This is a genomic window from Psychrobacter sp. 1Y11, from assembly GCF_052259045.1.
Classification (GTDB): Bacteria; Pseudomonadota; Gammaproteobacteria; order Pseudomonadales; family Moraxellaceae; genus Psychrobacter.
In genome coordinates this window covers 50,536-63,637 of record NZ_JBQQER010000005.1, presented here as the reverse complement: position 1 = coordinate 63,637, position 13,102 = coordinate 50,536, and the positions used below count along the sequence as shown (strand labels likewise).

Genomic DNA, 13,102 nt, shown 5'->3' with positions numbered 1-13,102 from the left:
TTTTACTAAAAATACGCCATAAAATATAGGGCAAAAGCTAAACTCAGCTAAATTCTCAAGTTTTGCGAGCCGCTTATGGACTATTGTCTAAACAAATAAAAAAAGCTCATCCATAAGATCAGCTTTAATGCGCTATCGCCAGCTTAAAATAAATACTCTAAACCCGCACCAACGGCAAACACTTCAATATCTGCTACAGAATTAGTTGGATCAGTGGGACTGGTATAATCTGCCCTGTTCTGACCGATATAAGCATGAGCAATCATATTGTCTTTGAAATTATATTCACTACCGATTACGATCTGATCAGAATCATTATTACTAATGCCATTGAGGTTATCGGTTTTATTATACTGAATGTATATCGAAGCTGGATGAGATAGGTGGTTTAGACCGATTTTGCCACTGAGTATCAGGCCCTTTTCTTTATCAGAACCTCTAAAATCATAATCCGCTTGCTGATACACCGCTCCTAAAGTCAACGGAGTCGTTATGTCTAGATAGCTATCTACATCAAGCGTTAGCGTCCCACGAAGGGCGTCACCGCCATAACTAATACTTTCAATATTATCACCCTCATTCACAAGGTCTAAGGTATCAATACTACCGCTAGCTTCAATATCTTTGCTATAGGCAATACCTGCCGTATAACCCGTGCCTTTATCAAACTTTAGCGCTGCTCCATAGCCATTATCGCTACTCTCAAAGCTCTCATCAGCAGCATACTGCATGATTAGCTGCAGACCTTGATACTTAGGTGCAATCCATAGTGCCGAATCTTTTGAGCGCGTATAGTCGAGCATGTTTAACGCGGCGACGTTCTCATTATCACCAAGCGTTCTGGTTCCTAGGTTATCCCAGTATCCTCTATTGACAATAGGACCATACAGATAACTAAAAACAGATGAGTTATGACCAAGCCGTAGCTCGCCGTAAGCTTCGTTCTTTAGACCTAAATAGGTATCACGGCTTTGCAAGATTTGACTGTCGTCGCCATCGATATCTGCCCCATACTCTAAACGATAGATAACGTCTGTGCTGTCCGTAATGGCTTCGGTTCCTCTCAAACCTATACGTGAGAAATGCGAGTTAATCTGCAGCGCATTCTCATCTGCATCCTTTGGAGTATTGTTTTGGTCCTCATAGTCCGCTTGTTGATCCACATAGTCAACCATCATAAAAGCCTTGCCGTAGATCTCCGGAGCCGCTTGTGCCATAGGAATATATACAACGGAACTCACTAGAATAAATAGTACTTTTTTCATAATAGACCTTCACTTCAAGATCAGCTAAGAATAATATTGAAAGGGTTTTAAGGATTAATTGCTATATCTACCATACAAAAAAACTCACCCCGAAGGATGAGTCTTTTTATAAGCTGTGTCAGATGTCGATATTAGAATAAGTATTCTAGACCTGCACCAATAGCTAATACATTAGAATCGCCATTACCAGCAACACGTACAAACTCAGAGTCGCCTTTACCAACCTCAGACTCTCTCACAAAGAATGTATCGTTGTCTAAGTCAGCAGAGTTATAGCCTGCGTAAAGATGCGCAATCATATTGTCTTTAAAGAAGTACTCACCGCCCACTACAAACTGATCCGAGTCATTGCCGTCAAAGCCGCTTAAGTTTTCTGTTCTGTTGTACTGAGCGTAAACAGTGGCCGGACGAGCAAAGTTGCTTAAGCCCATTTTGGCGCTAACCATTAGACCGTCTTCTTCACCAGCATTGTCATAATCCGCTTGCTGATACAACACGCCCAATGTTATTGGATAAGCAACGTAGTTGCTTAGATCAACACTAGCAGTACCGCGAAGGATATCGCCGTTGATACTCATGTCTTTATCCAAAGCAATACCAGCCGCGAAGCCTGTACCTGGATTGAAGTTCAAAGCTGCGCCGTAGCCTGTATCACGATCATCATTATCGTCAACGAAAGTCTCATCAGCACCATACTGCAACGTTAGTTCTAATGGTAGATCGTTGTATTTAGGGGCAAACCAAATGATAGAGTTATTGATACGGCCGCCATCAGTTAGCGTTAAAGCTTCAGCTGCTGAACCAGTATTCAGGCTGCTTGCACCAATATTATCCCAATAGCCTTTAGTGACAGGTACGCTATTAAGAATATAATCGGTTACTGAGTAGTTGCGACCAAAACGAACTTGACCATACTGCTCATTGGCTAAACCAAGATAAGTATCACGACTTCTAAAACCTACGTTGTCATCGCCGCTATCATCGATGTTAATGCCATACTCTAACTGATAAACCACGTCAGTATTAGCAGTGATAGCTTCAGAACCTTTGAAACCTAGACGTGAGATATTTGAGTTAATTTGTAATGAGTTTTTATCTTCGTCGATGCTTCGAAAGTTGCCATTTTCATCTGCTACTGTTTCTCGACCGTCCAACTCTGCGTTAACGTAATCGGTAGTGATAAATGCTTTACCATAGACTTGTGGCGCGGCATTAGCTGCAGATACAGATAGAGCGGCAATGGCTGTAGCTAAAAGTAACTTTTTCATGGGATATCTCCACTTTACAATTTTAGTAATGAGCGTGCTTTGATTAGCGTTTACTCATAAGGGTATCGTCACAAATCCTCAAAGATATAATGTGTAACTGGCTACCAAGTTTAGTCAGAAACAAGTATGGCGAAGTTTTATTACCGTAATATGAAAAAACCCTAACTTACATATAGAAAGCATTAACGTAACTTGTAATGTAACTACCATGTAAACTTAAGTCTTATGCGTTCTACTGCGTAACATCCGTTACCAAACTCATACTTCGAGTACAAGCATAACAACTTTGACATAATTTGCAACATTTTTTTGACATTTAGTCTTAATTCTTTCAATTTTTATTCCAATGCTTATGAAGATAAATTCGAGGATTCTAGTTCAGAGTTAGCGAGGATTAGGCAGTCATTTAAAGCCGTTGGTTGAGAGATAAAATAGCCATAAAAAAGCACTCCTATAGTGTTGATAGGAGTGCTTTTAATAGCGATTTAACATTATAAGCATTAACTCCCCTACTCATCTCATTGAGCGACTAGGAGGGTTATTAAAGCGTCACATAGAGTGATTAACCTAAGAGCTTATAAAGCAGCTTTTGACAGCTTTGATTAACAAGTGCTGCTAGCTTTTAGATCACGGCGCGCTTGATGCAATAGCGGCTCAGTATAGCCACTAGGCTGCTCGCGACCTTTGAATACTAAATCACAAGCTGCTTGGAACGCATAAGAGTTATCGAAATCAGGTGCCATATTTTGGTAGCTAGGATCGCCCGCGTTTTGCTCATCGACCACTTTAGCCATACGCTTCATCGTTTCCATGACTTGCTCTTCGCTCACCACATCGTGATGCAGCCAGTTAGTGATATGCTGGCTTGAGATACGTAGAGTCGCACGATCTTCCATTAGGCCGACGTCATTGATATCAGGTACTTTTGAGCAACCCACGCCTTGGTTTACCCAGCGTACGACATAGCCTAAGATACCCTGAGCGTTGTTCTCGAGCTCTTGACGCTTCTCTTCCTCACTCCAATTAGCTTCACTGGTCAAAGGAATAGTCAAGATATCATCGACATTGGCGCGGCTACGCGATTTTAGCTGGTCTTGTACATTTTTGACGTTGACTTGATGATAGTGCATGGCATGTAAGGTTGCACCTGTTGGTGAGGGTACCCAAGCGGTGCTAGCGCCTGACTGCGGATGCGCGGCCTTAGTCTCCATCATCTCTTTCATCTCATCAGGCTTAGCCCACATGCCTTTACCGATCTGAGCGCGGCCTTGCAGACCTACCTCAAGACCGACATCGACGTTCCACTGCTCGTAAGCAGGCTGCCATGCTTGCGACTTCATCTCGCCTTTACGTACGAATGGCCCTGCATTCATACTGGTATGCATCTCATCGCCGGTACGATCCAAGAAGCCGGTATTAATGAAGATGACGCGCTCTTTGGCTTGACCAATAGCGTTCTTTAGATTGACTGTCATGCGGCGCTCTTCGTCCATGATACCTATCTTTAAGGTATTACGCTCAAGACCTAACAAGTCCTCAGAGGCGTTAAATAAGTCATTGGCCATCTTCACTTCATCAGGGCCGTGCATTTTTGGCTTAACGATATACATAGAGCCTTTACGTGAGTTTGACAGCTCAGTCTTGCCTTTTAGGTCATTTAGGCTTAGTAACGGGGTCACTAAAGCGTCCATGATACCTTCAAATATCTCTTCTTGACCGTTTCCTAAGTCAACTAAGATGGCTGGGTTTTGCATTAAGTGTCCGACGTTACGCAGTAGTAGCAGTGCACGACCAGGAAGGACCAACTCGCTGCCATCAGGCGCAGTATAAACGCGGTCTGGGTTTTGCTGACGGGTACGAGTCTTGCCGCCTTTCTCAAAGGTCTCTTTCAGATCGCCGTTCATTAGGCCAAACCAGTTGCGATACACTTCGACTTTTTCTTCAGCATCGACCGCGGCGATAGAGTCTTCACCATCTTGAATGGCGGTGATAGCCGATTCGAGTAGCACATCTTTGATACCGGCCGCATCGTCTTTACCGATTGGGCTATCTTTATCGATTTGAATCTCGGCGTGCAGATTATTGTTCTTGAGAAGCACCGCCGTTGGACTGCTTGCATCGCCCATGTAACCTGCGAATTGCTCTGCATCTTTGAGCTCAGTGCTACTGTCGCCTTGATTGATTTGTAGCTTGCCATCAACCACTTCAAAACCAGTCACCTCAGTGTAAGAGCCAGATGCTAGTGCAAAGTTCTCATCTAAGAATTGCTTGGCGTAAGCGACAACGGCAGCGCCGCGAGTAGGATTGTAACCGCCTTTGGCCTCTTGACCGTTTTCATCACTGATGACGTCCGTACCATATAGCGCATCGTATAAGCTACCCCAACGCGCATTAGTTGCGTTCAAGGCGTAGCGAGCATTACGAACTGGGACAACTAACTGTGGCCCTGCGATATGAGCGATCTCGTCATCGACATTCTCAGTTGAGACTTGAAAGTCCTCGCCTTCTGGTAACAGATAGCCGATCTCTTGTAAGAACTGCTTATATTTTGCAAAATCCACTTCGCCGTTGCTAGTGGGGTTGTCTAGATGCCATTGATCTATTTTTTCTTGCATCTCATCACGAGTAGCAAGTAGGGCTTTATTACGCGGAGTGAATTCTTTGACTACCTTTTCAAATCCTGACCAGTAGCTTTCTGAATCAACGCCTACTTTTGGTAATACTTCGTTTTCGATAAAATCATACATCTGCTTATCGATAGCAAGGCTGCCTTTTTGAATGCGATTGGCGTTTGAATCCTGACTCATAATGATATCCTTGTAATAGGTTTAGTGAGGCGCTCGAGCAATAAAGGAAGGTTAACTGATATTATCGTTAGACCTTTATAGCTAACAAGCATTTAGAAGTCTTATAATCAATGTTCTTATAATGAATTATAGGCTCATGCTAAAATAATCTATGACATAATTATTCTAAAATCAAAGATTATCCTACTATCAAATCAGGAAATTAACAAGAATGCACTATTTAGTAGCTAAATAGTCGCCTTGTACAGATATGATAGCCTTTACTAGGGCTTGTTTAACTCGTATAAAGAAGCGCTAGGACGCTCATGACTTATGAGTATGATTAAACTGTAAGTAATCATTTCTGCTGAACGAAGCTGGCAATGATAAAATCTACTGAACTATCCACTTTACATGATTAGACTATGACTGATACCGAAATCAAATCAATAAACGAAGATGCAAAACTAAATAAAACAGCTTCTGTAGCCAAGATGAATAATAGCGCTAGCTTAAATCCCCAATACACCTCGTCTGCTCAGACCTCAACTTTAAATATCGATCTATCAGCGATTTATGCGTTTTTATCAGGTCGAACAACACGCGCGTGGATAGATACGGCAATCAACAACTTGCCTATTATTATTCAAGATCATGCTAACTGCGAAAAAAAAGCGGCAGGTACCGCAATGAATCTAATGTTTCGCTATGAGTTCTCGCATGACTTGCAATGCAAACTGGCCCAGTTAGTCCGGGAGGAGATGCTGCATTATGAGCAAGTATTAGGGATTATGAAGGAGCGTGGTCAAGAGTGGCAACATCTAGGCGCAGGCCGTTATGCAAAAGGCATGCTAAAACACAAACGCACCTATGAGCCTGCGGCAATGGTCGATGTACTCATTATTGGGGCTTTTATAGAAGCGCGATCGTGTGAGCGTTTCGCTGCGCTTGCAGAGGTAATAGAAGATGAGCGCTTGGCCAAATATTATCGTTATTTGCTCAAGTCTGAGAGTCGTCATTTTGAAGATTATTTACAGTTAGCACAGTCACTAGCGACCGAGAATATCGATGAACGCGTGGCTTTTTTTAGAGCGGTAGAGGCTGAGCTTATTACCAGTCCTGATAACGAGCTACGCTTTCATAGCGGCGTGCCTGATTAGTCTTTATTTTCAGTGACATTGGTATCGTGCTGTTTATGCTCTTTGGCAATATTATGCGGATCATGATCGCCTGAGGCTTTCTCAGCAGCAGCTGGATTTACCTTTTGTAGCGCATCATCTGGCACGATACCTTCATTATCATCCGCGTCTTTTAACTTATAGTCTTTGTTATCATTTTTCATGAATAATCCTTTTCAATAATTTATTTTAAACCCTAATGCTAGAGCATATCTTCGATACAGATAAATGAGCAATTCAACTACTCAACTTAAGAATACGCTCAAACCTTATTGGTAAGACATTTAATCTTTTTCATCAGGATTCAAAATGCGAGTTTGCGCGTTGTCGATGCTTGCGTAACGGTTCATATCGTTAAGCGCTTCGCTCTGAGGCGCTTCACTACCCACCGTTTGATCGTTGACGCCTTCATCAAAAGCGCTACTGCCATTTTGATCACGGCGATCCGGTTGACGCGCTGGATTGTCGCCATCATTGACGTGTTTTGAGTCTACAATCTCATCTTCAAAAGTATCGGTACCTTTATTAACAGTGGTATTGCGCTCAATATCTTCATGGTTTTCTACGGAACCTTCACGAGGCGTATTCGCATCATCTCTAACAGTAGCAGCGCCATCTACTCTGTCACTAGCACTCACTGTCTCATCAATGTGGCGCTGCTCGCGCTCAGAATGTTTAGGATCTTTGTTGTCATTTGTATTTTCGACCATTTCACTTATAGCGTCATGGCTACTAATAGGTGTCTTAGTTAGAGCTGGATCTTTAGTTTGCATGGTTTCATCCTTTGTTGTAATTATAGATGTGGACGTCGTTTAAATAAGTAAGGTAAAAGCCTTCTATACAGCTATCTATACAAGACAAGCAAGTACAAATTAAATTTGGTTATTGTCTTTACTTAAGTCGTGCGCATTTAAGTCAGCTACATTTTTGCCACCTGCCGGAAGGTTCTCTTCTCTGCGAGGGTCGGCATAGACTTCATCAGTTTCCTGTGAGGCTTGTTCAGGACCATCTATATTTGGCTCGTGCTTCCGGCCTTCATAGCTATCAGTTGGATTCTCCCGCTTAGCGTCTACTGGGTCATCGATAGGAACGATCTCTTCGTCGTTAGGCCCAATATTATCCACTGCCGTTTGTGTTTTATTATCCGTAATCGTTGATTTGTTAACCATGATATTTCCCTCTATCGATTATTTTGACGACTCTCTACTCCTTTAGCAGCTCATTACTTATCAGTGCGAGTTTGGTCATCTATAAAGGAAGTTTTTTCATTTTCTGATAACTCTTCGGGTGTCCCTGAAGTGTTATCTTGCTCTAAATTTTTTTCAATTTTGTCAGCGTCAGCTTTATTTGCGGCTTGCTGAACATCAGATTTATTATCGTTAGTGTTACTCATAGTGTGATTCCTATTCTTATAATTGAATGGTAGGTAAGAACTACCTTTGATTATAGAAAAAAGCACAAACCATGCACCAGTGTACTGCCGTATCAATATGTGAATAAATGTGAGGTTACAAGACAGTTTGTAACCTTTACAGGATAGAAGAGCGTGATTAGTGTTTATTCATCAACGTGATTGATGACATTGAGTAAATGGTTTTGCGCAATATGCGGCAGAGCGTTCTGCGCCGGACTCAACTGCTGCCAACGACCGTCTCCTGCTAGCGTCCAAGCTTGTACATTATCCTTAAGGTAGTTTTGCAGACCGTCTTGATAAATTTGCGCGAAGAGTTTCTTATCCTCAATAGGATAGGCAACTTCGACGCGGTGAAATAAGTTGCGATCCATCCAGTCGGCACTGCCCAAATACAAACGCTCATCACCGCCATTATGGAAGTAATAGATGCGCGTATGCTCCAAAAAACGTCCCACGATTGAGCGCACGGTGATATTTTCAGATAGCCCTTTGACTTGCGGACGCAGACAGCAAATTGAGCGTAAAATAAGCTCGATTTTGACCCCAGCTTGTGAGGCATCGTAGAGCTTGCTAATCAGTCGGCGCTCGGTTAAGGCGTTGACTTTGATAATCATATGTGCGCGTTTGCCTGCTTTGGCATGAGCGATTTCATCATCAATAAAGCTCATCAATTTATCATGCAAGGTAAAAGGTGCGTGTAGCAGTTTTTTGAGAGTGGCAGGCTTACCCATTCCCGTCAGCTCTTGGAAGATTTTATGCACATCCTCTGAGATATCAGGGTCAGCAGTGAATAGCCCATAATCCGTATAGACTTTGGCATTAGCAGCGTGATAGTTACCCGTACCAAGATGCACATAACGACGAATGCGATCGTCTTCGCGGCGGACGATAAGCATCAGTTTGGCGTGGGTCTTGTAGCCGACGATACCGTATACAACGACCGCGCCCGCTTCTTGTAAGAAGTTTGCAACCGCGATATTGGAGGCTTCATCAAAACGTGCGCGCAGCTCAATCACCGCCGTCACTTCCTTGCCATTACGAGCAGCAGCGGCTAAGGCTTGGACAATCTCAGAATTGGTGCCTGAGCGGTACAAGGTTTGCTTAATCGCTAATACTTTAGGATCACTTGCCGCTTGCCATAGCAGATTCACAATCGGCGAGAAGGCATGAAAAGGATGATGAACGAGCACATCCCCTTTACGCATCGCGCCAAACATACTAGTCGATCTATCGAGCTTATCGAACTCACGGCGAAACGGCTTGGGGACGATATGGGTAAAGGACTGATAACGCAACTTGGGAATATTAAAGTCAAATAATAACCGCGTTAAGTTCACTGGGCCATTTACCCGGTACAGCTGATTATCATGCAATTCAAATTCGTTCAGCAGATAATCGCTGATAGGCGTTGGGCAATCGGTAGTGACCTCAAGCCGAACTTTATCGCCAAAGCGGCGGTTTTCAAGCTCGCCCTCCAGTGCTTTGGCAATATCATCGACATCGTCCGCAAGATCGAGATCGGCATTTCGAGTCAAACGAAACTGATGGCAGCCGGTGACATTCATACCGGGGAAGAGCTCGCCCACATGCTCATGGATGATGGCTGAGAGCATGACATGGTGCTCTTTGCCGTCCGTCAGCTCATCAGGCAGGCGAATGACACGCGGCAGACTACGCGGCGCAGGTACAATCGCTAAATTGATATCGCGGCCAAAGGCATCTTTGCCCTCTAAAGTAGCAATAAAGTTAAGGCTTTTATTAACTAGTCGCGGGAATGGGTGCGCCGGATCAATACTAATCGGAGTCAGCACCGGCGAGACTTGCTCAATAAAGTAGCGCTTCATCCACGCCGATTGCTCGGCATTCAGCTCATCACGGCGCAGATAGCGAATATCCTCTTTTGCTAGCGCTGGCAGGATATCTTGGTTCAAGATACGATACTGCTCATCGATAGCCTCATGAGCCACCGCTGATATCTCACTTAGTATCTCACTTGGGCGCATACCATGCGGGCTGCTAGGGACATCGCCTATATTGAGCTTTTGCATGATGCCCGCCACGCGAATCTCAAAAAACTCATCCATGTTTGAGGAAAATATGATCAAAAAGAATAGCCGCTCAAGGAGAGGATGACGAGGGCTTGCCGCTTGCGCTAAAACGCGTAGATTAAACTGCAATAAAGACAGATCCCGATGAATGTAAGCGCTCGATGAATAACTGCCATCATCAAAGCGTTGCCAGTTTAGTTCAGTGAGGTGATCATTGGCTGAGCGCTCGTGGCTTAGTGTCGTGGTTTGCTTTTTATCAATGGCATTACGAGTATTTTTTGCTTCGTTGGGATTATCAGCCATCTCACTACTCCTTGTTGTGATTAAAAATACTAGAACGCCTTTATATTAGCGTCAATAAATAGCTTTATTAGCCTTGTACTAAAAGCTTGTAAATCATTAATAGCGGTTATGCAACTTGTGGTAATACGGCATTTTTCATTCGGTTTTTGATAATGCGCTGCTTATTACGCAGACGTTTATTGCCCTGATTGTCCTCATAATATTTTGGATTGGTCAGCATACTAATGAGAAGTGCTGACTCATCACGATTAAGATCAGCGGCAGATTTACCATAATAATGTCTAGCTGCGGCTTCGATACCGTAGATACCGTTACCAAACTCGGCGACATTTAAATAAGCGGTCAAAATGCGCGGTTTGTCCCAAATCGTCTCAATCATCACGGTGATGACCGCCTCATCGGCTTTACGCACATAAGAGCGATGCGAGGTCAAAAATAAGTTTTTGGCCAATTGCTGAGTAATCGTCGAACCACCAGCAGTCGCCTTACCTGAAGCTTCATTCTTTTTTTGCGCCTCTTTGATACCTTTCATATCGAAGCCATTGTGTTGACTAAAAGTCGAGTCTTCACTGACAATAGCCGCTTGCTTAGCGGACTTAGCGATTTGATCATATTCTACCCACTCTTGGGTGACCTCCCCGCCGGTCAGACGATGAGTCAGCATAAACATACTATTGTTAATGGGCTGGCTCTTCCATACCAGTAGCAAAGCGGCAACTAGTATATGAAAAGCGACGATTATTAGTATAATCGCTCCTAACAATCGTTTAAAAAAACTAGCAAAACTTGTCATGCGCAAGATATCCGAATAAGTAAGGATGAAGCGTTATAAAAATTTACCAAAACTAAAAAAGCTTAAAATTGTCACTCAAAGCATTCATTTGCATCTGCAATCTAAATCGTCAGCGAGCAAGCTATCTTACCCAATCTCACAATCGCTGTCACGGCTACTGTTATTATAGGCAAGATTTCTCTATCATATGACTATTCTCTATCTTATACCGCTAAGGGCATAAGCAAACCTAAAGCCCAAAAATTTATGATGTTTGTAAAGTTAAATACAAAGATGAGTATAGCTATGCCCAATGACGACCTACAACACTATCAAACAGACAATGACGATAATAGTTACAATAATAATGCCACTCACCATAAAACCATCAATGCGCTCAGAGAACGTTTGATAGAAGCGTTACCCAGACTTTCCAGTAACGACATCCGTCATCAAGCATGGTTACTCGGCACGACAGGCTGTCACTTGTGTGAGGTCGCTGAGAGCCTAATGAATCAGTTAGCAGCGGTGCAGCCTGTCACTTATCATTATATAGATATCAGCGACTTAAATGAGACGCTGATGATGGACTTTGCCACCACTATCCCCGTGGTACTCACGCCTCTCCAGCGCTTAGATTATCCTTTTTCAGTATTGGATTTGCAGCAGTTGTTGAGTGAAGAATCGCTTAAAACTAACGAATAATAAGCACCATAATAAACAGTACCTTACTATCGAGACTACGATGAAAGACTTATCTAAGATAACCGAAATCGAAGATCTGCGCCGCGTTGCCGAGCGTAAAGTGCCGCGAATGTTTTACGATTATGTCGATTCAGGCTCATGGACGCAAACCACCTATCGTAATAACGAAACCGATTTTGATCGTATTAAGCTGCGTCAGCGCGTGCTCGTCGATATGGAAAACCGCTCGCTTGCGACTACGATGATTGGTGAAAAAGTCAAAATGCCGGTCGCCATTGCGCCTACTGGCTTCACCGGTATGATGTGGGCGGATGGTGAGATACAAGCCGCCCGCGCTGCGGAGAAATTCGGCGTACCATTTTCGCTATCGACCATGAGTATTTGTTCGATTGAAGATGTGGCTCAAAATACTAATACGCCGTTTTGGTTTCAGCTCTATGTGATGCGTGACCAAGAGTTTATGGCCAATTTGATTCGCCGCGCAAAAGATGCTAATTGCTCAGCGCTGATATTGACTGCCGATCTACAAGTGCTCGGTCAGCGTCATAAAGACATCAAAAATGGACTCTCTGCGCCGCCAAAGCCAACCCTCGCTAATATCCTAAATCTAATGACTAAGCCTGAGTGGTGCCTAAATATGCTGGGTACCAAAAGACGTACCTTTGGCAATATCGTCGGTCATGCTAAAAATGTCGAGGATATCTCCTCCTTATCGGCATGGACAGCGGAGCAATTCGATCCTGGCCTAAGCTGGGATGATGTGGCGCGCATCAAAGATCAATGGGCCGGCAAGCTGATTATCAAAGGTATCATGGAGCCTGAGGATGCTATCTTAGCCGCGCGTAGTGGCGCTGATGCTCTAGTAGTTTCTAACCATGGCGGTCGTCAGCTCGATGGTGCGCCCTCCTCTATTGCCGCACTTAGCGATATAGTACAAGCGGTACGAGCGGAAAATAGCCAGATTGAGATTTGGCTCGATAGTGGTATTCGCTCAGGACAAGATGTGCTCAAAGCGATGGCGTTAGGCGCTAACGGCACGATGATCGGAAGAGCGTTTCTCTATGGACTGGGCGCTTATGGTGAAGACGGTGTACGCCGCGCACTGGAGCTGATCTATAACGAATGCGATATCAGCATGGCATTCTGTGGTCATACCGATATCAATAAAGTCACCGAGGATATCTTAGTGAACGGCACTTATGAGCAGCTCAAATCAGCTCTGCCTTATCTTGCACCGATGCGTTGGTAGTAAGGATGCGTTGATAGCATCAAATATAGGAGCAGTTGATAGTATAAATAGTATTCCTAGTTGCCAAAGCTAAAGACAGCGCTTAGATACTTAGATACATAGGTATTCTTTTTT

Annotated in this window: 12 protein-coding genes; 3 read left to right on the top strand and 9 right to left on the bottom strand. The window is 43.7% G+C overall.

From position 1 onward, the window contains the following. Positions 1 to 143: 143 nt before the first annotated feature. The 3 genes from ACTXGJ_RS05890 to ACTXGJ_RS05880 form a co-directional block, all read right to left on the bottom strand. Positions 144 to 1,265 carry a porin gene (locus tag ACTXGJ_RS05890; RefSeq protein ID WP_443565355.1) on the bottom strand — a complete coding sequence of 374 codons (1,122 nt, stop codon included), beginning with the start codon at positions 1,263 to 1,265 and terminating at the stop codon, positions 144 to 146. A gap of 131 nt (positions 1,266 to 1,396) precedes the next feature. Then, positions 1,397 to 2,533, bottom strand: a complete 1,137-nt coding sequence (locus tag ACTXGJ_RS05885) for a porin (protein ID WP_443565354.1) — start codon at positions 2,531 to 2,533, stop codon at positions 1,397 to 1,399. 602 nt (positions 2,534 to 3,135) lie between these two features. Continuing rightward, a complete protein-coding gene (locus ACTXGJ_RS05880) occupies positions 3,136 to 5,340 on the bottom strand; it encodes a malate synthase G (protein ID WP_443565353.1) in 2,205 nt (734 codons plus the stop codon). Positions 5,341 to 5,813: 473 nt separating this feature from the next. On the opposite strand from ACTXGJ_RS05880, the gene ACTXGJ_RS05875 reads away from it, so the two are divergent. Continuing rightward, positions 5,814 to 6,479 carry a MiaE family protein gene (locus ACTXGJ_RS05875; protein WP_439242805.1) on the top strand — a complete coding sequence of 222 codons (666 nt, stop codon included), beginning with the start codon at positions 5,814 to 5,816 and terminating at the stop codon, positions 6,477 to 6,479. Here ACTXGJ_RS05875 and ACTXGJ_RS05870 read toward each other — a convergent pair. From ACTXGJ_RS05870 to mtgA, 6 genes are all read right to left on the bottom strand, one after another. After that, positions 6,476 to 6,661 carry a hypothetical protein gene (locus ACTXGJ_RS05870; RefSeq protein WP_443565352.1) on the bottom strand — a complete coding sequence of 62 codons (186 nt, stop codon included), beginning with the start codon at positions 6,659 to 6,661 and terminating at the stop codon, positions 6,476 to 6,478. The two genes, ACTXGJ_RS05875 and ACTXGJ_RS05870, sit on opposite strands and share 4 nt — an antisense overlap. Positions 6,662 to 6,781: 120 nt before the next feature. Beyond that, positions 6,782 to 7,270, bottom strand: coding sequence for a hypothetical protein (locus tag ACTXGJ_RS05865; RefSeq protein ID WP_443565351.1), 489 nt, complete (start codon positions 7,268 to 7,270; stop codon positions 6,782 to 6,784). 99 nt (positions 7,271 to 7,369) lie between these two features. Further along, the gene (locus ACTXGJ_RS05860) at positions 7,370 to 7,666 is read right to left on the bottom strand and encodes a hypothetical protein (protein ID WP_439242724.1); all 297 of its coding nucleotides are present in this window, start codon (positions 7,664 to 7,666) and stop codon (positions 7,370 to 7,372) included. A 53-nt stretch (positions 7,667 to 7,719) separates the two neighbouring features. Beyond that, positions 7,720 to 7,890 (bottom strand): hypothetical protein, encoded by a 171-nt coding sequence (locus ACTXGJ_RS05855; protein WP_439242726.1) that lies wholly within the window; start codon positions 7,888 to 7,890, stop codon positions 7,720 to 7,722. Positions 7,891 to 8,054: 164 nt separating this feature from the next. Next, positions 8,055 to 10,262: a polyphosphate kinase 1 gene (gene ppk1, locus ACTXGJ_RS05850; RefSeq protein WP_443565350.1), complete on the bottom strand. Its 2,208-nt coding sequence runs from the start codon at positions 10,260 to 10,262 to the stop codon at positions 8,055 to 8,057. 106 nt (positions 10,263 to 10,368) lie between these two features. Beyond that, positions 10,369 to 11,055 carry a monofunctional biosynthetic peptidoglycan transglycosylase gene (gene mtgA, locus ACTXGJ_RS05845; protein WP_439242730.1) on the bottom strand — a complete coding sequence of 229 codons (687 nt, stop codon included), beginning with the start codon at positions 11,053 to 11,055 and terminating at the stop codon, positions 10,369 to 10,371. Positions 11,056 to 11,340: 285 nt separating this feature from the next. On the opposite strand from mtgA, the gene ACTXGJ_RS05840 reads away from it, so the two are divergent. Then, entirely contained in the window at positions 11,341 to 11,739 is a 399-nt protein-coding gene (locus ACTXGJ_RS05840; RefSeq protein ID WP_439242731.1) for a glutaredoxin family protein, read from the top strand. Positions 11,740 to 11,779: 40 nt separating this feature from the next. Beyond that, positions 11,780 to 12,988: an alpha-hydroxy acid oxidase gene (locus ACTXGJ_RS05835; protein WP_443565349.1), complete on the top strand. Its 1,209-nt coding sequence runs from the start codon at positions 11,780 to 11,782 to the stop codon at positions 12,986 to 12,988. The last annotated feature ends 114 nt before the right edge of the window (positions 12,989 to 13,102 follow it).

Coding starts and splice junctions, on each gene's coding strand:
- ACTXGJ_RS05890 (WP_443565355.1), bottom strand. CDS start 1,265: ATGAAAAAAGTACTATTTATTCTAGTGAGTTCCGTTGTATATATTCCT.
- ACTXGJ_RS05885 (WP_443565354.1), bottom strand. CDS start 2,533: ATGAAAAAGTTACTTTTAGCTACAGCCATTGCCGCTCTATCTGTATCT.
- ACTXGJ_RS05880 (WP_443565353.1), bottom strand. CDS start 5,340: ATGAGTCAGGATTCAAACGCCAATCGCATTCAAAAAGGCAGCCTTGCT.
- ACTXGJ_RS05875 (WP_439242805.1), top strand. CDS start 5,814: ATGAATAATAGCGCTAGCTTAAATCCCCAATACACCTCGTCTGCTCAG.
- ACTXGJ_RS05870 (WP_443565352.1), bottom strand. CDS start 6,661: ATGAAAAATGATAACAAAGACTATAAGTTAAAAGACGCGGATGATAAT.
- ACTXGJ_RS05865 (WP_443565351.1), bottom strand. CDS start 7,270: ATGCAAACTAAAGATCCAGCTCTAACTAAGACACCTATTAGTAGCCAT.
- ACTXGJ_RS05860 (WP_439242724.1), bottom strand. CDS start 7,666: ATGGTTAACAAATCAACGATTACGGATAATAAAACACAAACGGCAGTG.
- ACTXGJ_RS05855 (WP_439242726.1), bottom strand. CDS start 7,890: ATGAGTAACACTAACGATAATAAATCTGATGTTCAGCAAGCCGCAAAT.
- ppk1 (WP_443565350.1), bottom strand. CDS start 10,262: ATGGCTGATAATCCCAACGAAGCAAAAAATACTCGTAATGCCATTGAT.
- mtgA (WP_439242730.1), bottom strand. CDS start 11,055: ATGACAAGTTTTGCTAGTTTTTTTAAACGATTGTTAGGAGCGATTATA.
- ACTXGJ_RS05840 (WP_439242731.1), top strand. CDS start 11,341: ATGCCCAATGACGACCTACAACACTATCAAACAGACAATGACGATAAT.
- ACTXGJ_RS05835 (WP_443565349.1), top strand. CDS start 11,780: ATGAAAGACTTATCTAAGATAACCGAAATCGAAGATCTGCGCCGCGTT.